The sequence below is a fragment of the Flavobacterium faecale genome, from assembly GCF_003076455.1.
Taxonomy (GTDB): Bacteria; Bacteroidota; Bacteroidia; order Flavobacteriales; family Flavobacteriaceae; genus Flavobacterium; species Flavobacterium faecale.
Genome location: NZ_CP020918.1, coordinates 345,832 through 367,999 on the forward strand (window position 1 = coordinate 345,832; position 22,168 = coordinate 367,999).

Annotated in this window: 21 protein-coding genes; 10 read left to right on the plus strand and 11 right to left on the minus strand. The window is 34.2% G+C overall.

Annotated features, from left to right (window positions below):
• Window positions 1–5: 5 nt before the first annotated feature.
• The 6 genes from FFWV33_RS19635 to FFWV33_RS01610 form a co-directional block, all read right to left on the minus strand.
• Complete coding sequence (locus tag FFWV33_RS19635) at window positions 6–1,286, minus strand: efflux RND transporter permease subunit (protein WP_108739271.1); 1,281 nt, start codon at window positions 1,284–1,286, stop codon at window positions 6–8.
• Window positions 1,287–1,337: 51 nt separating this feature from the next.
• A complete protein-coding gene (locus FFWV33_RS01590) occupies window positions 1,338–2,027 on the minus strand; it encodes a DUF3347 domain-containing protein (RefSeq protein WP_108739272.1) in 690 nt (229 codons plus the stop codon).
• Between the two features lie 88 nt (window positions 2,028–2,115).
• Window positions 2,116–2,466, minus strand: coding sequence for a heavy-metal-associated domain-containing protein (locus FFWV33_RS01595; protein WP_245891615.1), 351 nt, complete (start codon window positions 2,464–2,466; stop codon window positions 2,116–2,118).
• A 175-nt stretch (window positions 2,467–2,641) separates the two neighbouring features.
• The gene (locus FFWV33_RS01600; protein ID WP_108739274.1) at window positions 2,642–3,016 is read right to left on the minus strand and encodes a hypothetical protein; all 375 of its coding nucleotides are present in this window, start codon (window positions 3,014–3,016) and stop codon (window positions 2,642–2,644) included.
• A gap of 70 nt (window positions 3,017–3,086) precedes the next feature.
• The gene (locus FFWV33_RS01605) at window positions 3,087–3,428 is read right to left on the minus strand and encodes a phage holin family protein (protein WP_108739275.1); all 342 of its coding nucleotides are present in this window, start codon (window positions 3,426–3,428) and stop codon (window positions 3,087–3,089) included.
• 46 nt (window positions 3,429–3,474) lie between these two features.
• The gene (locus FFWV33_RS01610; RefSeq protein ID WP_108739276.1) at window positions 3,475–4,236 is read right to left on the minus strand and encodes an alpha/beta fold hydrolase; all 762 of its coding nucleotides are present in this window, start codon (window positions 4,234–4,236) and stop codon (window positions 3,475–3,477) included.
• Between the two features lie 188 nt (window positions 4,237–4,424).
• On the opposite strand from FFWV33_RS01610, the gene FFWV33_RS01615 reads away from it, so the two are divergent.
• A complete protein-coding gene (locus FFWV33_RS01615) occupies window positions 4,425–5,774 on the plus strand; it encodes a hypothetical protein (protein ID WP_108739277.1) in 1,350 nt (449 codons plus the stop codon).
• Window positions 5,775–5,826: 52 nt separating this feature from the next.
• Here the strand turns inward: FFWV33_RS01615 and FFWV33_RS01620 are convergent, their stop codons facing one another.
• From FFWV33_RS01620 to FFWV33_RS01630, 3 genes are all read right to left on the minus strand, one after another.
• Window positions 5,827–6,681, minus strand: a complete 855-nt coding sequence (locus tag FFWV33_RS01620) for a DUF4249 domain-containing protein (RefSeq protein WP_108742423.1) — start codon at window positions 6,679–6,681, stop codon at window positions 5,827–5,829.
• 5 nt (window positions 6,682–6,686) lie between these two features.
• A complete protein-coding gene (locus FFWV33_RS01625) occupies window positions 6,687–8,978 on the minus strand; it encodes a TonB-dependent receptor (RefSeq protein ID WP_245891618.1) in 2,292 nt (763 codons plus the stop codon).
• 219 nt (window positions 8,979–9,197) lie between these two features.
• Window positions 9,198–9,911, minus strand: coding sequence for a pyridoxine 5'-phosphate synthase (locus tag FFWV33_RS01630; protein WP_108742425.1), 714 nt, complete (start codon window positions 9,909–9,911; stop codon window positions 9,198–9,200).
• A 118-nt stretch (window positions 9,912–10,029) separates the two neighbouring features.
• Here FFWV33_RS01630 and FFWV33_RS01635 point away from each other — a divergent pair, with 118 nt between their 5' ends.
• The 8 genes from FFWV33_RS01635 (at window position 10,030) to murI (ending at window position 18,539) form a co-directional block, all read left to right on the plus strand.
• Window positions 10,030–10,686 (plus strand): CBS domain-containing protein, encoded by a 657-nt coding sequence (locus FFWV33_RS01635; RefSeq protein ID WP_108739278.1) that lies wholly within the window; start codon window positions 10,030–10,032, stop codon window positions 10,684–10,686.
• Window positions 10,687–10,735: 49 nt separating this feature from the next.
• The gene (locus tag FFWV33_RS01640) at window positions 10,736–11,620 is read left to right on the plus strand and encodes an NAD kinase (protein WP_108739279.1); all 885 of its coding nucleotides are present in this window, start codon (window positions 10,736–10,738) and stop codon (window positions 11,618–11,620) included.
• Between the two features lie 177 nt (window positions 11,621–11,797).
• The gene (gene porG / locus FFWV33_RS01645) at window positions 11,798–12,481 is read left to right on the plus strand and encodes a type IX secretion system protein PorG (protein ID WP_108739280.1); all 684 of its coding nucleotides are present in this window, start codon (window positions 11,798–11,800) and stop codon (window positions 12,479–12,481) included.
• Between the two features lie 3 nt (window positions 12,482–12,484).
• Window positions 12,485–13,225 carry an undecaprenyl pyrophosphate synthase gene (locus FFWV33_RS01650; RefSeq protein WP_108739281.1) on the plus strand — a complete coding sequence of 247 codons (741 nt, stop codon included), beginning with the start codon at window positions 12,485–12,487 and terminating at the stop codon, window positions 13,223–13,225.
• Entirely contained in the window at window positions 13,158–15,899 is a 2,742-nt protein-coding gene (locus FFWV33_RS01655; protein WP_108739282.1) for a BamA/OMP85 family outer membrane protein, read from the plus strand. Before FFWV33_RS01650 ends, FFWV33_RS01655 begins: the two co-directional genes overlap by 68 nt.
• 30 nt (window positions 15,900–15,929) lie before the next feature.
• On the plus strand, window positions 15,930–17,129 hold the full coding sequence (locus FFWV33_RS01660; protein ID WP_108739283.1) for an OmpH/Skp family outer membrane protein: 1,200 nt from the start codon (window positions 15,930–15,932) through the stop codon (window positions 17,127–17,129).
• A gap of 21 nt (window positions 17,130–17,150) precedes the next feature.
• Complete coding sequence (locus FFWV33_RS01665; RefSeq protein WP_108739284.1) at window positions 17,151–17,651, plus strand: OmpH/Skp family outer membrane protein; 501 nt, start codon at window positions 17,151–17,153, stop codon at window positions 17,649–17,651.
• A 111-nt stretch (window positions 17,652–17,762) separates the two neighbouring features.
• Window positions 17,763–18,539: a glutamate racemase gene (murI, locus tag FFWV33_RS01670; RefSeq protein WP_108739285.1), complete on the plus strand. Its 777-nt coding sequence runs from the start codon at window positions 17,763–17,765 to the stop codon at window positions 18,537–18,539.
• A gap of 1 nt (window position 18,540) precedes the next feature.
• On the opposite strand, the gene bamG is transcribed toward murI, so the two are convergent.
• Complete coding sequence (gene bamG / locus FFWV33_RS01675; RefSeq protein ID WP_108739286.1) at window positions 18,541–19,776, minus strand: BamG family beta-barrel-assembly machinery protein; 1,236 nt, start codon at window positions 19,774–19,776, stop codon at window positions 18,541–18,543.
• Window positions 19,777–21,099, minus strand: coding sequence for a DUF4270 family protein (locus FFWV33_RS01680; protein ID WP_108739287.1), 1,323 nt, complete (start codon window positions 21,097–21,099; stop codon window positions 19,777–19,779).
• Window positions 21,100–21,328: 229 nt separating this feature from the next.
• Between FFWV33_RS01680 and FFWV33_RS01685 the strand changes: the two genes are divergently transcribed.
• Complete coding sequence (locus FFWV33_RS01685; protein ID WP_108739288.1) at window positions 21,329–22,165, plus strand: DUF6268 family outer membrane beta-barrel protein; 837 nt, start codon at window positions 21,329–21,331, stop codon at window positions 22,163–22,165.
• Window positions 22,166–22,168: the final 3 nt, after the last annotated feature.

Consider the following 22,168-nt stretch of genomic DNA (forward strand, 5'->3'; position numbering starts at 1 on the left):
CCCTACTATTGATTATTATCTAATTCTTCTTGTCTTTCCGAAATACTACGATAGGCATTTTCGACCATTACGATTCCGTCATCGACCACCACGCCAATTGCTAGTGCGATTCCGGTTAGTGACATAATATTAGACGAGATCCCAAAAGCTTGTAATAAAATAAATCCAATCGCTACTGAAATGGGTAACTGGATCAAAATAATCAGGGCACTACGCCAATGAAAAAGGAATAATAAAATCACAACCGAAACTGCAATCATCTCCTCAATTAAAGTTCCTTTGACAGATTCAATCGCTTGTTCTATCAATTCGCTTCTATCATAAGAGGTTTTAAAAGTTACTCCATCAGGCAAGCCTTTTTGGACTTCCTTCATTTTTTCTTTAACTGCTTTTATAACTTTATCGGCATTTTCGCCGTAGCGCATCACTACAATTCCGCCTACAACCTCACCTTCGCCATTAGCGTCAAAAACTCCTAATCGTAAATCACCACCCATTTGCACCGAACCAATATCGCTAACTTTCACAGGAACCGAATTGTAATTCTTGATAGCAATGTCTTCGATATCTTTTATGTTTTTTATATAACCCAAACCTCTAACGACATACGAGCGATCACTCATTTCAAATTTCCGACCACCAACATCGTTATTGCTTGTCTTTACGACTTTCATGACTTCCATCATACTCACATTATAGTATTGCATTTTAAGTGGATCCAAAACCAATTGGTATTGCTTTTCGAAACCACCAAAAGAAGCAACCTCAGCAACGCCTGGAACGGTTTGCAAAGCAAATTTCACGTACCAATCCTGCAACGCTCTTTGCTCACCTAGATCCATTCCATTGGTTTCCAAATGATACCAAAACACATGCCCTACGCCTGTTCCGTCAGGACCAAGTGTGGGAACTACATTTTGTGGTAACAATCGTTGTGCATAATTTAATCGTTCCAGCACACGGGTTCTTGCCCAATATGGATCTACATCATCATCAAAAATGATGTAGACAAAACTCATCCCAAACATAGAAGAAGCACGAATGTTCTTGATTTTTGGGATTCCTTGTAAGTTTGACACCAAAGGATAGGTCACCTGATCCTCAATTACCTGCGGACTTCTCCCCATCCATTCTGTAAAAACAATTACCTGATTATCAGATAAGTCCGGAATGGCATCAATAGGATTTTGTTGTACACTATAAATTCCCCAAGCAAACAAGCAGCCAGAAATGATCAAGACTATTGCCCGATTTTTTAAGGAAAATGATATTAGTTTTTCGACCATAATAGTTTAATTAATGAAAATATTTTTCATCTTAAAGGTTAGAATCACGTATTACAATTCTTTTGTAATTCTGCCACAAGTCAACATTTCAGCTCCGTAATATGGATTTTCAATGTCTTTAACTTCACTAATCCAGTACCCGTTTTTCCCTTGATTGTACATTGGGCAATAGTCTTGGTACAGTTTTTTATCGGTAGTAAACATTTTAATAAAGTTATGCATGTCAGCACTTAATAAAGCAAACGCATTTCTTTGCGCAGCAATTTTACCTGCATTCTCAGTGATTGTTGCGGTGTGTTTCTTAGCAGCATCAGCAATAGTGCTGTATTGCTTTAGTAAATCAGCTTCAATTTTGTCCGTGGTCGTTTTTTGTAAAGTTGTTTCTAATGCTTTGCTTGATGCAGTCGCTAATGCAGCGTCATCATTAGCTAAAGCATTTTTTAGTTTTAAATAATCATTTAAAATCATATCGATTGAAAAACCTGATTTGCTTTTTGTAACGTCCATTTCTTTTACTTCTTCTACCACTTCTTCATGGGTTACAGGCACCGTTAAGGCCATTCCGCATTTAGAACATTCTTCTCCTTTTTTACCGTGTACTTCAGGATGCATTTCGCATGAATATTGTTGGCCGTCTGCTGTTTCCTTGGTTGCTTTATCTGTCGTTTCTGATTTGTTGTCTTTACAAGAAGTAAAAGTGATTAAAATTGCCAACACCATTATTTTTGTTATATTTTTCATTTTATTTTATTTTAAAAATTAATTTCGTGATTTCATTTACAGATCAAGTAAACTTACTTCTCTGCAATACTGTATGTTTTTGTTTAATTTATTTTGAAACTTTAGATCCTTCAACCACTGTATTGCGTTCATATTGACAACACACAGGTAGTTTATTATATGCCTTATCTGAAGCGAGGTGTTTGTCACTTTCATATCCCGATAGCGCTATTTTTTCCAAAACAGCATCAAGATTGGTTTTAGTTTCATCATAGGTAATGGTTGCTACTTTTGACTCAACATCCCAAATCACATGAGATAGATTATTAGAGTTAGCTGCTTTTTCAATTACTTTTTTACACATACCACAGTTTCCATTAACTGTTACGGTTTCTATTTTTGCGTTTTTTATTTGAGCGAATGAGATTGTTGTTGATAGCAATAGAGTTATTGCTATCATTACTTTTAGAAATGATTTCATTTTAATACTATATAGAGTAGAATAAATAATTAGCTTATGCAACAAAATAAATATAAGACATAGTTATTTTGAGTTTTACATTAAGCCGATAAAAGTAAAGATGGTAAACCAAAATGGTTTAAAATGGATAGAACTATGGCTATCCAAAGTGTATTTAGCCTATTTTAGGTATAAGCCATAAAGAAGAATAACCGTCAGAAAGAAATCCTACGGCTTGATCTATTTTTAATTTCTGAACAGAGAAATCAAAACAATTAAAAGGAATTGTCGCATCAAAAGCCAAGAAAGCTATTGTCTGTACAGAACTTGTACTACATTTTGAATGACCACATTTGCCGTCACAACCTTTTTTATCTTCTTTAGATTTTTTTGAACAGCAATCCATTTTTTCTGCATCCTTGGATGCCATTTTTTCTTTGGCGCATTCTTTTTTAGGAGCATTAGATTGTGTATTCCCACATGCCATAGCGCTATTAGGCATCAAAAAGACGCCTAATAGTACTAGTATATATATGTAGAAATTTTTCATTTATTATCTAATGTTTGACAAAGCTACAAAAAACTGCTGTAGTGGCATTAAAATTTTATGTTAAAGAAATTTAGTTCTTACCTAACACAGCAAACATAATAGACTGAGATAGTGACAATACAACACTAAACAATAAAGCAGGTAAGAATCCATCAACAACAAAACCGCCAACTATGGCTGAGCATAATAAAATCATGATGGCATTGATCACCAGTAAAAACAACCCCAACGTAAAGATGGTAATTGGCAAGGTAAAAAGTTGAATAAGTGGTTTGATAAATGTGTTTAGCAAACTCAAAACAAAGGCAACAATAAAGGGAGTTGCATAGCCTACAACGTGAATCCCTTTTAAAACATGTGACAAAATCACAACCAATATAGCCGTGATAACCATTCTGTATAATAATTTCATAAATATGTGTGTTTAAAACAAAGGTAATTTATTTTAGTTTTAAAAATTACTTCAAAAAATCGCTTGCGAATTGATGAAACAATTTAGGGTTCTCAGCATGAAGCCAGTGTCCAGCATTTGGGATCGTTTCCAGTTTCATGTCTGGAAAATGAACATTGATGTTCTCAATATCAGCATCCAAAATATATTTTGAATTTCCACCACGAATAAAAAGTGTTGGTTTGTTGAAAAAAGCATTATCTGGAAGCGCTACTCCTATCTCATTTACTTTTTGGTTAAAAACAGCCAAATTAAATCGGAAGGCCAATTGCCCCGGTTCGATCCAATACAAGCTCTTCATCAAAAATTGACGGGTACCAAAATCGGTGATAAAGTTACCAATGATTTCTTCAACCTCTGAGCGGCTTGGTTTTTTTGAAAAATCGACAGCATTCAGACCAGCCAAAATTGTTTGGTGGTGCTGTGGGTAAAATTTCGGACCGATATCGGCAACGATTAATTTATGAACTTTTTCTGGATACGTACAAGCAAACAGCATAGCGGTTTTACCTCCCATAGAGTGACCGATGACGTCTACTTGTTCTAAATTGTGCCCAACACAATAATCATAAATATCTTTGGCCATGATCTCATAATTAAAATCGTCTGATTGCATACTACGACCGTGGTTGCGCATGTCGAGCATGTGTACCTCAAAACCTTCGGTACTAAATTGCGTTCCGATTGTTTTCCAGTTATCTAGCATTCCTAGAAACCCATGTAGGATTAAAAGCGGTTTTCCTTCTCCTTCTATTTTTGAATATAGCATTTTTCTATTATTAGATATCTAAATACAAAGATAAGAAATGAAAGAGTAATAAGTAAACAGCAATACGAATTCAAACAAAAATATCACTAAAAGTGGGTATTGTATCTCAATTTCAATTGCTTAATTTTGTAGGTGTATTTCACATAAACAAAGCTTAATAAATAGCGCCAAATCTTAAAAATTAAATTATGATCAAAAAAATCCTTTTAATGGGACTTGTTGTCACACAACTTACTACATCATGTACAAATTCTGGCACAGATACAGCCACTGAAAACCTGTCAGATCAAATTGCAACCTTAACCAAACAACCTTATTCTGCATTAACCCCTGCACAGCAAAAAGTAAAACTAGAAGCAGAAGCAAATGCTATGTTAACTCAAATGGACAAATCAAAAACGTCTGGAGCAGTAGAAGCTATTCAAAACTTAGGGCGCTTACTTGACATAAGTTCTGTTGATATATTTAATGGAAAGAATGATAATAAAATTGCGGACATCTTAAATGTATCGGGAGTTTATGGTATCTACACATGGAATAACTCAAAAAAAATCTGGGTTAGAACTACTTCAACTACTGAGTTAAAATTTATTTTCCCTGCAAAATCATCTCAAACAGCGAACAATGCCTCGTTAACTTCAAATGCAACTTCCTCAGACATAAAGGTTAATCTTATAGACACGTTTGGAAATTGGATTTACAATAATACTACACAATTGTATACGCAAACAGCTTCAGTATATGATGAAATTTACTTACCTACATCTGTAGATGCAACTTTAACTATAGACAACGCTCAAGCAGCGACGTTTGCAACCAAAGGAAAATACAACAATGGAAAAAATATCCCTGTAGAATCAAGTTTCAAAATGGTTTTAAATGACGGTTACGCTTATGAGATTAGCGGTATAAAAGGAGATCCAAATTCTGCACAATCATCATTTTCATACAATAACAAAAACCTAGTAAAATTCACCGCTGGAAGTACTGCCAAAATTGATGCATTAATAGATGATAGCTCCCTAGTTTCATACAGAGGATCTGCAAATGGTCTTGTTGAAATAATGGACAACTTCGTTATTATAGCAGATATAGACATCGCTGCGTTAGCAAATGACGAGGCAGAGTTAGAAAAAACTTTGATTGAACCAACATACAATACTAGCACTTATTATTCTAAGATTAGTGAATATAATAGAGCATACTCTGCTGCTGCGGTAAAATCGCAGAATAAAAATACTAAATTAATTTTGGTTTCTAAAAAAGATGGAACTAAAATTGCCGACGTAATTCAGTCCTCAGAAAAAGGATATAGCTATACTAATTATTCTGTCTGGGTTAAAGACAATAGTACTAATGGCGGATACTGGAGCTGGAACAGTAACAACAATGCCGGAACCCTTGTTCAACAATATGACGAAGTCCTTTATTTAAAGTTCAACGACAATACACAGGTTGAAATGAGTGCTTATTTTTCTAGTGGATTTGATGATTTAGAAAAAAAATTCGAGGATTTCTTAAAAGCTTTTGAAAGATAGATAACTTCAAAAACTGACTTAAAGCCGAACTGAAAACCTATTCAGTTCGGCTTTATTTTTTTAATGGTGTACGCACAATAATTGTACTCTGTCCATAACCTGTCCATAATCCTAAACCTCCTTTAATATTTGATTTTAAACTTGAATTTGAAGGATATATAGGATTCCTACCATTTACAATTTCGTTTTGCCAACTATTCCAAAAATCAAAAGCTTCTTTATTTAAAGTTTTTAATTTCACATAAATCAGATCTCCATCAGTAAAATAAGGTCTGAATTTAGTTTTAGGAAAAATTAATATACCTCTATTGATCTGCATCGAGACCAAACTCGAATTAAAACTATCATCATTTAAGTTTCCATAAAAAGCAGGCACAAAAATAGGCTCCTCTTTTTCGATTCTTGTAGTGACTTGATAATAGTTCTTTTCGAGAATAGGATCTTCAAATGTTATAAAAACATAGCCAGTAGTATCTTGCATACTCTCCTTTATATAAGTCGCGGTTTTCAAAGGAACAGTATTAGGAATTGTGGTTTTGGCCTGAATTATGCGATCTAGATATTCAATTTTTAAAGAATACTCATTGCCAGATTTACCAAGTAATTCACTGCCATAATAAATAAAGGGTGGGATTCGATCATTATTCCTTTTCAACCTTAAAACCTCTTCATTTTGACCATCAGAAACAGTAATTTTTGCTGATCTAACGACATGGTTTAATATCGTTGTAGAATCTACCGCAGCAGCAATTGGAATACTTGTTGATAAAATGACTTGCGCATAATCACCCGACTCAATCCAGCCTTCGACCACAATTTTTGATTCTAATTGTGAACTTTTATCAAAATCGGCTTGATCACATTTAATAAACAATACACTTATAATTACTATAATAAAGTATTTCATATACATCAAAATTTAAATCTCCAACTTATAGAAGGAAGAATGGAGTAAAGTGTTTTTCTTTCGGGATTAACCTCTATATTTTGTTTATCTTTATCAATGGCAACATTCAAAACAGTGTAGATTGGATTTTCTATATTAAAGGTATTAAAAACAGAAAAATTAAGTGAACTTTCGTTGACTTTAGTTTTTATAAGAAAATAATTAACCGATAAATCTGTTCTAATATAATTTGGCATTTGAGAATTATTATACTTACCATACTCTTTTACAGGATTATTATTTATAAAATACCAAGATGTAGGAGTCGTGAAACGATTACCAGAACTATAGATTTGCGTAATTCCAAAATTCCATTTGGAATTCAAATCATAAGTCCCAACAATAGCAAGGTTATGTCTGCGATCATACTTTGCAAAATAACGTTCCCCATCGTTAATTTGATCAAATTGCCGATTAGCCCAACTCAAAGTATAACTCAGCCATCCTTTAAATTTACCGCTATTTTTTTTCAGCATCCACTCTAAACCATAAGATTCCCCTCGCCCTACCAAAACATCATTTTTAAAAGTTGTAATTTCATTAAACTGAGTCACGCCATAAGGGTATTCAATTAAATTATTCATAGTCCGATAAAAGATATTTGTAGAAAAATCGAATTGTCTCTTCAAATTTAGATTGTAACCCAAAGAAAATTCATTGGAAGACTGAGCAGGAATACCATCCGAAGTAGCAACCCAGAAATCAGTTGGAATACCAACACTAGATGTTGTAATGAGATTTAAATATTGATTTTGATGCGTATAAGACGCAAAAAACGAGCTGTTTTGCAGGGGATTAAATTCTAGAAGCAATCGAGGTTCTGCTCGTAAAATAGCTGTTTTTCCATAATCAGAACTATAATAATTAATTCGCAAACCAATTTCAGCAACCAACTTATCTGACAACCTCGGCTTTGCAGCGGTGTAGATTGCTATATTATTTGCTTTATATATTTTAGGTTGCTGGTCAATCATACTAGCACTTAAATTTTTTACATCAATTCTTTGAGGTTGCAATTCGTAATTACTAAACTGTAAACCTGATTCAAAAGGAATATTACTAATAGTATAATTTACAGCATTAGATAATCCAAAATCTTTAACATAGGAACCAATATTAAGCTGTACACTAGCTTGCTCCATCCTTAAATTATTTTCATACCACGTAAAGTAAACAGAATTAGTCATTACTGTTTTTTCGGATAATTTGTACTTCCATGCGGACGATATAGTTCTATTACTCCATTTTAAATTTGCATTTAATGATAAATTTGAATCTGCAATTCGTAAAATATCTCCGCTTACAAAAGCATTAACAGTAAATAGATGCTTATTTGATGGTGCAGTAATAAAGGTTAAATTACCATCTCCAAAACTATACTTCAAATCTTTAGTATCACTGTTTTTATTTTGTTTTGAAGAATCAAATAGCGGAGCAATGATCTCGTCAATATATGTTTTCCTTCCTGAAAGATACAAGCCCATTTTGTTAGTTATAGGGATTGCTACAGTAGCCTGAGAAGCCAAAACCCCTATATTACCTTTAATTGAAAAATTCGTTGGTAATTTATCTGTAGGAGAAACTGCAACAGTAGCACTTAATCTCCCTCCGTTCCTCGCATTTGAATTGGATTTGTCAAATTGTACTTCTTGCACATGGTCTGGATTATAAAAGGGAAAAACACCTAATAAATGAGACATCCCATATACGGGTGTCGTTGCATAAAGCATTAAATTATGCCCAGGATCACTTCCTCTTACATACAAATAGCCATTTGCATCTCCTGAATTTTGAACTCCAGGTGTCAGTTGTAATAATTTAATAATATCCGGCACACCCATCAATGATGGGACCGACGATAATTTCTCAGGGGCAAATATTAAACTATTTCCTGAAGAAATAGAGAGCATTTTTTTTGCATTTGAGAAAATCACAACCTCTTTTAACGAACTACTTTCTTTTTCTAAGGTAAAACCTAATTCGCTATCGACTTGGAAACTGCACTTCAAATTCTGCCTATCAAAACCAATACAACTAATATCAATATCATAAATACCTGCAGACAATTTAATTTTGTATTCGCCCACCTTATCAGTTACAATACCATAGCTCTTATTACCCGACACAAATACTAATTTAGCACCTGAAATCGGATGTTCTTTTTTATCCTTAACGATACCTGTTAATGAAATTTCAGATTGACCTCGGGACTTTAGGCAAAACAACAGTAATAAAGTAGAGAGTATAAATGCTTTCAATCGCTCATTTTTAATAAAGCGCTAAAGTAAGCATTTACATTGTAAAAATATCATTGTACACCTACTTGCTCTAATCAAATGTGAACTGCAAAAACTTTTTAAAAATATCTTAAAACACGGGCATATTGCGTTATATTTTCCACAAAGAGGATTACAGCAAGTAGCTAACACGTACTTTCAAAAAAATCTTCTTTCACGAAAGGTCACGCCCCAATTATTTTATTTTAATTTTTGCAAATACATGTTCACAACATTTTCGAGACCTAAATATAAGGACTCGGCAATAAGTGCGTGACCAATGGATACTTCTAAGAGTCCTGGAATATTTTGCTTAAAAAACTGAATATTATCTAAACTCAAATCGTGCCCTGCATTGATTCCTAACCCAAGTTCGATGGCCAATTCAGATGCTTTGATGTAAGGATCAATTCCGCTATGGTTACCCAGACTATATTGGTGCGCAAAAGCTTCGGTATACAATTCAATACGATCTGTACCTGTTTTTTTTGCTCCCTCAATCATATCCAATTGTGGGTCTACAAATATAGACGTACGGATATTGTTGCGTTGAAACTCCTGGATCATCTCGGTCAAATAGGCTTGATTTTGAACCGTATCCCAACCTGCAGATGAAGTAATGGCACCAATAGCGTCAGGCACTAAGGTTACTTGCTCTGGTTTGCATTCTAAAACCAAATCGATGAAATTATGTTGTGGATTTCCTTCGATATTAAATTCGGTATAGACTACTGATTTTAAATCTCGAGCATCTTGGTAGCGTATGTGACGCTCGTCTGGGCGTGGGTGAATGGTGATTCCATGCCCACCAAATTTTTGAATATCGGCAGCTACTTTTAGTAAATCAGGCACATTTCCGCCACGGGCGTTGCGCAAAGTTGCTATTTTATTAATATTTACACTTAACTTTGTCATGGGAATACTTTTTGTTTCGGTATTTTTACAGAATATTGACCACAAAAATACAAAGTAAAAGGTAGGTGGATTTGCCTTTTTTTGATTATTTTGCATAAAATTAGAGGATTTATTGACGATGAATATTACAGACTACATAACAAACGACTACAAACCCCTTGACTGCCAAGAAACTATTGAGACAGTGAAGGACTTTTTTGCGGAATTACATTTTTCGCATTTTCCCGTTGTTGAGGAAGGCATGTACATTGGAAGCATTGCCTCTGACGACATTGAAACCTTTGATGACGACAAAAAAATCATCGATTACAAATATACGCTCGAAACTTTTTTTGGTAGATCGAATGCGATTTGGCTCGAAATATTAGAGGTGTTTGCAAAAAATCATAGCAATTTGATTCCTGTACTTGACGGTGAAAATCGTTATGTTGGGTATTATGAAATTGAAGAGATAATGACCTTTTTTCACCAAACTCCGTTTTTAAAGGAACCTGGACGCATTATCAAAATTAAAAAAGGGGTTCTAGATTACTCCATGAGCCAAATAACACAGATAGTAGAAAGCAATAATGGAAAATTATTGGGTCTATTCATATCCGAATCTGATGTGGATTCTATTGAGGTAACTTTAAAAATAAGCCTTGGAGCTATAAATGAAATTGTTCAAACCTTTAGAAGATACAATTATGAAATCACCTCTGAACATGTTGAAGATAATTACATCAACAATCTAAAAGAACGATCCGATTATTTGGACAAATACTTGAACATATAAGTTTAAGATCAACTACTAAACAACACTCACCATCGATTCAATCACACCAATGAAAATAGCCATTTACGGTCAATATTACCAAGACAGCACAGAGCCCATAATTAGGGAAATACTGGATTTTTATTCGAAAAAGAAAGTAGTATTGGTAATGGAAAAGAAATACCAAGAGATGCTATTGGAACAAAAAATTATCGATAAAGAATATCCAACCTTCTCTACTCACGACGAAATTAACTCCAGTTACTTCATGCTTGTGAGCATAGGTGGCGACGGTACTATCTTGAGGGCTGCAACGTATGTGCGTGATTCTGGTGTACCTATATTAGGAATTAATGCTGGAAGACTAGGTTTCTTAGCCACTGTGCAAAAAGAAAACATAAGCGAATTTTTGCAACTTGTATTGGACAAAAAACATACATTATCAAAGAGGACACTACTAAGTTTGACCTGCTCTCCGTCTAATGAAAGTTTAGAAGACATCAATTTTGCTATGAATGAGGTTTCAGTAAGTCGAAAAGACACCACGTCGATGATTACTATAGACACTTATTTGAATGGTGAATATTTAAATAGTTATTGGGCTGATGGATTAATAATCTCTACCCCTACTGGATCCACAGGATACTCTTTGAGTTGTGGAGGACCGATTTTGACGCCAGAAACCACTAGTTTGGTCATAACGCCAATATCTCCGCACAATCTTAATGCTAGACCATTAGTAATTCCTGATGACACCGAAATCAGGTTGAAAGTATCAGGAAGAGAAGAAAATTACTTGGTTTCACTTGATTCACGCATTACCTCTGTCGGTAACGAATCAATATTAAAAATCAAGAAAACTCCTTTTAAAATTAATATGATTGAGATTCCGGATGAAACTTTTTTGAAAACCTTACGTTCCAAGTTACTTTGGGGAGAAGATAAACGCAACTAATTTATAGTTATTTCGCAAGCCAATTATACGAATACGGCTTATTTTTCGTTTTCAATTTATCAAAATGAGATAAATTATAAACTAAAAGGCCTAATAATCAAATACCAGTATACATTTATCGCAAACCATATTGTTTGGTAGTGATAATTATTATATTTGCAGGCTATTTCGAATAAAATGACACAAAAAATCAGCTTATTTATTTACTTTTTACTAAGTACATCACTTTATTCTCAAATTCATGAGGTAGGTGTTTTTTTGGGAGGAAGTAATTTCATTGGAGATATTGGTCCAACAAACTACATCAATCCAAATGAGCCCGCATTAGGAATTTTATACAAATGGAACAAAAGTCCTAGGCATGCGTATCGTATATCGTACACGCAAACAAAGCTAGCTTCAAACGATTTAAATTCGAATGAAGGCAGCCGTAACCTAAGAGGGTACAATTTTGAAAATAACATAAAAGAACTATCTTTAGGCCTTGAATTCAATTTTTTTGACTTCAATTTACATGAATTAGGAAACAAAACAACACCCTATATATATAGTGGTATGACCTATACGAGATATAGTAGTTTGCACTTCAACTCAGGTGAGCAAGTTGATGATTCTAGAAAAGGTACAGTAGGAATACCTATTATATTAGGAATAAAAACAAGATTAGGTCGTATGTTTGTGCTAGGATTAGAGGCAGGAGCACGATATACATTTGCAGACGACATAGACGGTAGCAGACCTGCGAACGAAAATCTAAGCCAATTGAGCTTTGGAAACATTAATAACAATGATTGGTATGTTTTTTCGGGGGTTACATTAACGTATACCTTTGGTGAAAAACCTTGCTATTGTACAGATTAAAAAATGAACTTACTAGACAAAATAGACAAAGACAATTTGCCAGGACATATTGCTATCATTATGGATGGTAACGGTCGCTGGGCAAAAAAACAAGGGTTCTTTCGTGCATTTGGCCATGAAAGAGGAAGTGAGTCTGTAAAAGACATCATTCAGACTTGTTTTGAATTGGGCATTCAAAATCTTACTTTATATACGTTTTCAACTGAAAACTGGAACAGACCAAAACTAGAGGTTGATACTTTGATGAAAATCTTAGTAAAATCGCTAACTAAAGAACTGGTGCTGCTTGAAGAAAAGAAAATTAGACTGACAACGATTGGAAATTTCGACAAATTACCTGACAATGCAAAAAAAGTAATCAAGGGAGTCGTTGATAGAACAAAAGATCACACCAAAATGACTATAACACTAGCACTCAGCTATGGTTCTAGAGAAGAGTTAGTTAATGTGGTAAAAACAATCAGCGATAAAGTTAAAAATAATATAATTTCAATTGACGATATTGACGATTCAGTTATTAATGAGCATCTTTACACGCATGATTTACCAGATGTAGATTTATTAATTAGAACTAGCGGAGAACATCGTATTAGTAATTTTCTACTTTGGCAGATTGCATATGCCGAATTTTATTTTACAGATATATTATGGCCTGACTTTAAAGAACAAGATTTATATGAGGCTATTATTAGTTATCAAAAAAGAGAACGAAGATTTGGAAAAACAAGTGAACAAATTAAATAAATTTTTAGTGTTGAACAACAGTATAAAAGCAGTATTAACCTTTTTATTTTTGGCAAGTTTTTCGCAAGTCAAAGCACAAAAGAGAGTTGATTTTGACAAGGGTGAAAAATACATCATCGCCAAAGTGGCTCTTACAAACAAAATAAGTTTTAACGACCAAACAGTAGTTACTTTTTCTGGATTAGAAAAAGGACAAACAATTACTGTACCAGGAGAAGAAATTAGTAGCGCCATCAAAAAACTAGGTAAACTAGGTCTTTTTGATGAAATTTCGTTTTACATTAATAAAATCGAAGGAGATAGTATTTATTTAGACCTAGATATCAAAGAGTTACCAAAACTGAGTGAGGTAAAATTTGTAGGGGTTAAAAAGAATAAAGTTGACCAATTAATCAAAGATAATGGTCTAACGCAAAGCAAAGTAGTAAATGAGAACTTAATTACTACCACTAAAAACTACTTAGAAAACAAATACAAAAAAGATGGTTATTTTAATACTAAAGTAAACATCAAAACAATTCCGGATACTACTGCAGTCAATCAAGTGAAGATGCTTGTGAATATTGACAAGGGTGAGAAAGTAAAAATCCATGAAATTGATTTTGTTGGTAACGAAAAACTGTCTGATAAAACATTGCGTAAGGCAATGAAAAACACCAAACAGAAAAACCCAATTCGAATTCTAAAAGCTTCGAAATTTATAAAATCGAAGTACAAAGAGGATTTAGAAAAAGTGATTGCTTCGTATAAAGAAAAAGGATATCGTGATGCCAGAATTGTATCTGATTCTGTTTCATTTAACAAAGAAAAGAACGCACTTGCAATAAAAATCAAAATCGAAGAAGGTAATAAATACTATTTTGGAAATATCAAATTCCTAGGAAACACAGTTTATCCTGACCAATTTTTGAGTCGTATAATAGGTGTTAAAAAAGGAGAAACCTATAACGGTGTTTTATTAGAAAAAAGAATTGCAGATAAATCTAAACCTGACGGTGAAGACATTACGAACTTGTACCAAAATAATGGTTATTTATTTTCGAACATCAATGCCGTTGAGGTAAAAACTGTTAATGACAGTATTGATTTTGAGATTAGAGTTACCGAAGGTCCATTGGCTTATTTCAACAAAATTACAGTGGTTGGAAATGACAAGACAAATGACCGCGTTATTTACAGAGAATTACGTACCAAACCAGGTGAAAAATACAGTAAAGAATTATTGGTAAGAACCATTCGTGAGATTGGTCAATTAGGATTTTTTGATCCTGAGGCTATCGATCCAAAATTTAAAAATGTAGATGCAAGTGCAGGTACAGTTGATATTGAATACAACTTAGTCGAAAAAGGATCTAGCCAAATCGAACTACAAGGTGGTTATGGTGGTGGTGGATTCATTGGAACACTCGGACTGTCGTTCAACAACTTCTCGGCAAGAAATATCGGGAACAAAGAAGCTTATAAACCATTACCAATGGGAGACGGTCAAAAAGTATCGTTGCGTTTGCAAGCAAGTACCTATTTCCAAACGTACAGTTTATCATTTTCTGAGCCTTGGTTCGGACAAAAGAAGCCCGTACAATTTAGCACTTCACTTTCATATAGTAAACAATTTTTAACCAATTTCACCTCTTCATCAGGAGTTGATAAAAGCAAGAGTTTTAACATCTTGACATTGTCTGTTGGTTTAGCAAAAAGATTAACTGTGCCGGATGATTTCTTTGTATTATCGCAAAGTTTGAGTTACCAACATTATGATTTGAACAATTACAACACAGGTTTATTTACCTTTGGTAACGGACAATCACGAAATCTAGCCTATACAATTGGTTTAACAAGAAATAACAAAGGGGTCAACCCTATTTTCCCGACCTACGGATCTGAAGTAAGTATTTCTGCTAAATTTACTTTCCCATACTCGTTGGTAAACGGAATCAATTATGCTGGTTTAGGAGACCTTGAAGCGTACAAATTAAAAAGCACAACTGCAGTTACAGATGCAAGTGGAAATGTTACGCCTGCAGGAACCTATTATGATGCTAGTGGTAATGTAGTATCTACCTACCAAGAAGCAGGAGCTGATGCTTCAAAAGTAGACCAACAAAAATACAACTGGTTAGAGTATTACAAAGTGAAATTCAAAGCAGATTGGTATACTAAAATCTATGGTAAATTAGTTTTAAGAACCTTAACTGAGTTTGGTTTCTTAGGTGCTTATAACCAAGATAGAGGTGTGATTCCTTTTGAGCGTTTCTATGTAGGGGGAGATGGAATGGCTAATTACTCAATGGATGGTAGAGAAACAATCCAATTAAGAGGATATACCAACAACTCGTTGACGCCAATTATTACTGATTTAACTAGTAGTAGATATGGTCAACAAATTGGAGGAACAGTATATAATAAATTCTCTATGGAGATGCGTTACCCAATTACCTTAAAATCTTCAGCATCTATCTATGCATTAGGATTTTTGGAAGCTGGAAATGCATTTGCAGATTTCAAGACTTATAATCCTTTTGATTTAAAAAGATCCGCTGGTGTTGGACTACGTGTATTTATGCCTGCCTTTGGACTACTTGGAATTGATTTTGGACATGGATTTGATGCCGCTACCGGACAAACGACTAAAAGCGGATGGCAAACCCACTTTATTATTGGGCAACAATTTTAAGAACAGTTAATTTTTCAAATTTCATAAGATATGAGAAAATACTTTTTAGTTTTAGCAGTTACATTAGCGAGCACGTATACGACAAGCGCCCAAACTAGAGGTACTAAAATCGGGTACATTGATATGGAATACATTTTGCAAAATGTTCCTAATTATACAGAGGCTAATGCACAGTTGGAAATCAAAGCACAAAAGTGGAAACAAGAAATTGAGGTTAAAAAAAATGATCTCAATAAGGCAACAGAAGCATTAAATGCTGAGAAACCGCTATTGACTAAAAGTTTAATCGAAGAAAGAGAGACAGAAATTAAATTTCTTGAAAAAGAATTGCTAGAATTGCAACAGCTAAGATTTGGACCAAACGGAAATTTATCTACTCAAAAGACCGATTTAATTAAACCGATTCAGGATCAAGTTTTCACTGCGATACAAGATGTTGCTGAACAACAGAAATATGATTTCATATTTGACAAGACATCGGATTTTACAATGATTTTTGCTGCCAAAAGATATGACATTAGTGATTTGGTACTGCGAATCTTAAATCGTTCGAATAAAAGAGAGCAGCTAACAAAAAAACAACTTGAAGCAGAACTTGCCAGAGAAAAGAAAGAAGATGCAGTAGATGTTAATCCTAATCTTGTAGACAGACAAAACGCACTAGAAGCAAGAAAAGCAGAACGTGAAAAATTACTTGCAGATAGAAAATTGGCTGCTGAACAAAAGAAAAAAGATGCAGAAGATAGAAGAGCTGCTTTAATTGCTGAGCGAAATGGAACTGCTGTTCCTAGTTCAAATGCCACCACATCTAACACAGAAGATGCCAAAGCTGCAGCGCAACAAAAGGCAGATGAAGCTCGACAAGCGCAAGAAGATGCAAAAGCAAAAGTTCTTGCCGATAGAAAGCAATTGATGGAAGACCGCAAAAGAGAATTGGAAGAAAAAAGAGCGCAAGTTCTTGCTGAAAGAGAAGCTAAAAAAAGTGGCACGGTTTCTGCCTCTACTAAGATAGAAGCGGCACAAGCCAAAACAAATAAGCCAGCTGAAACAGTAAAAGCAGCCGAATCTACTCAGACGTTGACTACGGAAGAAATTAGAGCGAAAGCGCTTGAGGAAAGAAAAAGAATCATTGAAGAACGAAAAAAAGAGATTGAATTAAAACGCGAAAAAGCATTACAAGTTAGAGATTCAATTAAGAACGCTAGAGAATTACAATTAAACAATAAATAATTACTTAATATTTAAAAACCGATGAAACAAATTAAAACTTTATTAATTGCTGCACTATTTATTTTCGGAGCAAGTCAAACTATGAACGCACAAGCAAAAACAGCTCACGTTGATGTAAGTGAAATCATGGCCAAAATGCCAGCAATGCTTGATGCTCAAAAGCAACTTGAAAAACTAAGTGGTACTTATGATACTGACTACAAAAAGATGGTTGAAGAATACCAAGCAAAACTAAAAAAATACGAAGCAGAATCGGCTACAGTAACTGATGCAGTTAACGGTGACCGTTCAAAAGAAGTGCAGGATATGCAAAAGAGAATTGTTGACTTTAGAGACAACGCTCAAAAAGAATTACAACAAAAAGAATCTGATATTGTAAAACCATTAATGGAAAAAGTGAGAGCTTCAATCCAAAAAGTTGGAAAAGCAAAAGGTTTTCAATATGTTCTTGACGGATCTACTTTATTACTTGCTGATGGTCCAAACATCACAGCTGACGTAAAAAAAGATTTAGGTTTCTAAAAAACGACTTTTACAAAAAAATTATACCGTTCCTTTTCTACCCAGAAATTGAACGGTTTTTTTTTGAGTAGTGAATAGGAATTTTAAAATAGAGCGACTAACTTTGTGTAGATGGACAACAACAAACCGATAGGTATATTTGATTCTGGAATAGGCGGTACTTCGATCTGGAGTGCTATCCATGCCCTGTTACCAAATGAACAAACAATTTACCTGGCTGATAGTAAAAATGCTCCTTATGGTCAAAAATCAAAACAAGAGATAATTGATCTTTGTATCAAAAATACCGAATTCTTATTACAAAGAGATTGCAAACTTATTGTTGTAGCCTGCAATACTGCTACTACAAATGCAATAAAAGAGCTTCGTGAATTGTATCAAGTACCCTTCATCGGAATTGAACCTGCCATCAAACCAGCAGCTTTAAACTCTAAGACGCAAGTTATAGGCATATTGGCCACACAAGGAACCTTGTCAAGCGAATTGTTTACACAAACAGCAGAAAAATTTCAATCCACAAAAATAATTGAACAAGTTGGCCATGGATTAGTCCAATTGATTGAAGCTGGTGAAATGAATTCACCTGAAATGTATGCACTTTTAGAATCTTATTTACAACCAATGATCACGGCAGACATTGATTATTTGGTTTTGGGCTGTAGCCACTACCCTTACCTCATACCACAGATAAAAAAGATACTTCCAGAGCACATTCATATCATAGACTCGGGAGCTGCGGTAGCCAAGCAAACACAGAAAATACTGGAAACAAAAATAGGGTTCACCACTTCAAAAAGTAGCAAACCCTTATTTTATACCAATACCAATCCCGTGGTATTAAAGGATATCATTGGAGGACATTATAATGTATTGGAAAAAAATTTTTAATTTAATCGAATTTTCTTTTGACAAACCAAAGTCCATCTAAACTTAAATTAAGTGATATTTTGTGATAATTCTCTTTGATTAAGCCGCTGGTTATGCTTCCTTTTTGACCATAAGAATAAGAAACATTCAACCTTGAGAACATATTATCCAAAGGAATCGAAACTCCAACTGATACTGCTACATTTCGAATTCTTTTACCTTCTATCTCTAGATAACCCGTATCATAATTAAATCCTGTAGAATATTTCATTCGATCAAAATAAGAGCGACCTTGCTTAGCACGCTCAAATGAAAGTCCTGCTGCAAATTTATCTTGGTTTAAAAACAATCCGTAAGAATCGGATTGATTGGTATTTGACCAAAAACTCTTTGAATAATCCGCTGTAAAACTAAAATTCTCTTTGAAAACTTTACTAATTCCGAACCCTATTTCTAATGGCATCTTGTAATCATCAGAGTCCAAAGTAAGATCAGTTGCTACCACTGTAGATCCTGCTGAACTAGTAGAAGTGATTGTACCTGTTTTTGATGCATTGATAGTAGTTGGTGTTTTGATAGTTGTAGCAATAGTAAGAGTAGAATCAACCTCAAACTGTGATCCTACCGTCATTCGAACACCTCCATAATTGGAATTTTTTTGAATATTTAATAATGAATTCGAAACAAAATAATTCTCATTAACGGCTGTATTTCCAAACAATACAGATCCTTTTGCTCCAACAGACCACTTTGGGCTTATTCGATAGCCGTATGAAACATCAAAATCATTTAGTCCGCCCGTACCTGTAGCGCCATATATGTAACTCTCGTTACTATCTTTTATATCTAAGGCTAGATTTGAAATAGTATATGAACTACTAGAATATGGTTTTAAAGCGACACTTACACCCGATCTTTTACTAATTGGAAATGCAAAAGCGATATGCGAAAATTGCATATTGTTCCGGCTTTCTTTAGTAGAAACATCCTGGTAACTTGTCGAAATTGCTTTTCCCCCTACGTCGAGTAAAAAATGATTTTGGTACATAAATCCCAATGCAGCGGGATTCAAACTGTTAATAAATTTATTTGTAGGCAAAGCACTTCCTGATGATCCTATTGCAGGCAAAGAACCATAATCTGCCTCATATTCTGACCCCAAACCAAAAAGGGAATAAGGTGAACTAGAAATGCTTTGGGCATAATTTGTCTCGCAAAGCAATAGTAAAAAAGCAATCAATATTATTTTAATTTTCATCTAGTAAGAGATATAATAGAGTTTTAGTTGTAATTTATTTTCTTTGCTAGCTTGATCGGCAAGCACTACCCTGTTTACACCTTTGGTTAGATTAGGTAGTACAAAAAGTAACGAATACTGCTGATCAGTCACTCTCAGCAACTCACTTTGAAGAAACGAACCAACAGAAACCGTGTAACCAATTGTTTCGTTAAACTCATCTTTTTTAGTATTTAAAATGGCGTAGGCTGCAGCACCTGAAGAAGTTGTCAAGGAACTTTTAATTCGATTTAAATGATCGACTACATAAACTTGTAGCGAATCAGGCAAGGGATAATTATCTGTATACGTACCGTTTGCCGGCTTTATTGTAAGCTGTGCATCAACAATTACTCCGTTGGTATACAATCTTTTCAACTGTTTAATATTAGGTATCTCGACTCTGCAAGCAACTCCTGTACCCGATTGTATATAACTTTTATTACCCGTTTTTAAGCTTGATAAGTTGAGTGTAGAGCTTGGCAGATCACTTATAACTGTACCCGTTTTGTCCAATTTAAAGTTATTAAACTGCTTTGCGGCATCAGTTATATTAAAAGTCTTAACCAAAGAAGTTTCACTCTCCGATGGTGATTTGGAATAATAAAGGCGTAATTCACTAGCCAAATTAAAGCCCATGACTGAGGATGAATTTCCTGCCGTTGGAGTAATTACAAATCCTTTAAAATATTCAACAAATTCATCTGAATTCGCTATTTGGTTACTTCTTAACTTTTGAAAAAGGGCTCTACCAAAGACGGAACTCAAAGCTACAGATACAGAATCTTGACTGTTTGGTTTCGGTTTATAAGATACTGTTCCTAAAATTTCAGCATCGTACGTCAGGTTAGAATCGTTATGAAAAGTACCATCTTCTAGAGTGGCCTTTACATTTTGTTGTAGTCTATGAATATCAAATGAATGTACTTTCAGCGTATCTCCGTAATAATACCTATCCAGTTTCATCACCATTCTAATGGAATCAAATACATAACTAGACCCATCAGTGTCTGATGAAGTAGCATTGATAGAATAACTATCTCCTGTAAGTTGAAAATAACTTTTCGCCTCTACTTTTCCAAATATAGGGTCGGTATAGCTTCCAACTGCAATGCGCAAGCGACTAGAGGTTACCAAGGAATCAATTTGAATCGTAGACACATTTACTGCGAAGGTATCTACCAAAATAACATTATTATTGGTTTGAAGGAATTCAGAACCAACTACAAAATTACCTGCATCAATATCCGAATCACACGAAATAGCGATAACCCCTAATATCAATAGTAAAAAACGTTTGTACATATCACTTTTTGAACAAATATAAAGTAGAGCAAATCATGACACCTAATAACTTATACTAATGTGACTAAACTGTCTATGAAAAGCACCATTCGCTCTACAAACATCAATAGAAATAGCTTAACGAATCCGACTGCTAAAACAGCCAATTAGTCTATGAAAAAAGCGGTTCTATATATCTTCTTTTTTTAAAAATATTTATACCGCTACTTTTGGCCTAATAGTTTCATTCATGACAAAAAATTTATTTATCAACTTCCTATTTATGATTACCACCACTTTCATATCTGCTCAAAATAGTGTCATCATTGATGCTACTATTGGTACGCAGTCAACTGGTGATTTTAATAAAAATGAGAAAAACATTAATATCACGAGCAGTCATGCGCTAACCACCACTACTGCAATTAACAACGCTGTAGAATATACCAATACCTCGTTCAATATTAAGACGGTGTGGAACAATGCTATAGAACAATTGAATAACCTTCAAAAAGTATCCTATACACTTGGAGTTAAACAATCTTTATCAAGTCAATGGTCGATCCAGGCAAATATAAATCCTGTAGCTGCCTTTAAATCAAATTTTAAGACTTCAGAAATCATACTATTAGGCGGACTTGGTTTAGAGCATTCCTTTAGTCCAAAAACACAATTAACTGTCGGACTACAACGAAATACCTATTTTGGAAAAAAACAAATACTACCTACAGTTACATTACATCATCAAATAAGCAACAGCATCAATGTAGATCTAGGTTTTCCGTCAACGCAATTTTCTTATTCGAATAATCCTCATACGACTTTTAGACTTTCGACACAAATCCAAGGGAGTTATTATACCATCACCCCTCAATTACAAGATAGTAACTCAAATTCAACGTTACAACTTTCGACCATAAGTTCATTAGTTGAATTCGAAAGAAATATTGATTCAGATTGGTTTTTGACTTTTAAAGGAGGATATCAGAACAACAGTACATTTAAATTGACAGAAAGCAATACAGTTACCAATCATAACAACACCGAAGGCCTTATTGCTGCCTTTGGAATTAAATACAAACTCTAATAC

Coding starts and splice junctions, on each gene's coding strand:
- FFWV33_RS19635 (WP_108739271.1), bottom strand. CDS start 1,286: ATGGTCGAAAAACTAATATCATTTTCCTTAAAAAATCGGGCAATAGTC.
- FFWV33_RS01590 (WP_108739272.1), bottom strand. CDS start 2,027: ATGAAAAATATAACAAAAATAATGGTGTTGGCAATTTTAATCACTTTT.
- FFWV33_RS01595 (WP_245891615.1), bottom strand. CDS start 2,466: ATGATAGCAATAACTCTATTGCTATCAACAACAATCTCATTCGCTCAA.
- FFWV33_RS01600 (WP_108739274.1), bottom strand. CDS start 3,016: ATGAAAAATTTCTACATATATATACTAGTACTATTAGGCGTCTTTTTG.
- FFWV33_RS01605 (WP_108739275.1), bottom strand. CDS start 3,428: ATGAAATTATTATACAGAATGGTTATCACGGCTATATTGGTTGTGATT.
- FFWV33_RS01610 (WP_108739276.1), bottom strand. CDS start 4,236: ATGCTATATTCAAAAATAGAAGGAGAAGGAAAACCGCTTTTAATCCTA.
- FFWV33_RS01615 (WP_108739277.1), top strand. CDS start 4,425: ATGATCAAAAAAATCCTTTTAATGGGACTTGTTGTCACACAACTTACT.
- FFWV33_RS01620 (WP_108742423.1), bottom strand. CDS start 6,681: ATGAAATACTTTATTATAGTAATTATAAGTGTATTGTTTATTAAATGT.
- FFWV33_RS01630 (WP_108742425.1), bottom strand. CDS start 9,911: ATGACAAAGTTAAGTGTAAATATTAATAAAATAGCAACTTTGCGCAAC.
- FFWV33_RS01635 (WP_108739278.1), top strand. CDS start 10,030: ATGAATATTACAGACTACATAACAAACGACTACAAACCCCTTGACTGC.
- FFWV33_RS01640 (WP_108739279.1), top strand. CDS start 10,736: ATGAAAATAGCCATTTACGGTCAATATTACCAAGACAGCACAGAGCCC.
- porG (WP_108739280.1), top strand. CDS start 11,798: ATGACACAAAAAATCAGCTTATTTATTTACTTTTTACTAAGTACATCA.
- FFWV33_RS01650 (WP_108739281.1), top strand. CDS start 12,485: ATGAACTTACTAGACAAAATAGACAAAGACAATTTGCCAGGACATATT.
- FFWV33_RS01655 (WP_108739282.1), top strand. CDS start 13,158: ATGAGGCTATTATTAGTTATCAAAAAAGAGAACGAAGATTTGGAAAAA.
- FFWV33_RS01660 (WP_108739283.1), top strand. CDS start 15,930: ATGAGAAAATACTTTTTAGTTTTAGCAGTTACATTAGCGAGCACGTAT.
- FFWV33_RS01665 (WP_108739284.1), top strand. CDS start 17,151: ATGAAACAAATTAAAACTTTATTAATTGCTGCACTATTTATTTTCGGA.
- murI (WP_108739285.1), top strand. CDS start 17,763: ATGGACAACAACAAACCGATAGGTATATTTGATTCTGGAATAGGCGGT.
- bamG (WP_108739286.1), bottom strand. CDS start 19,776: ATGAAAATTAAAATAATATTGATTGCTTTTTTACTATTGCTTTGCGAG.
- FFWV33_RS01680 (WP_108739287.1), bottom strand. CDS start 21,099: ATGTACAAACGTTTTTTACTATTGATATTAGGGGTTATCGCTATTTCG.
- FFWV33_RS01685 (WP_108739288.1), top strand. CDS start 21,329: ATGACAAAAAATTTATTTATCAACTTCCTATTTATGATTACCACCACT.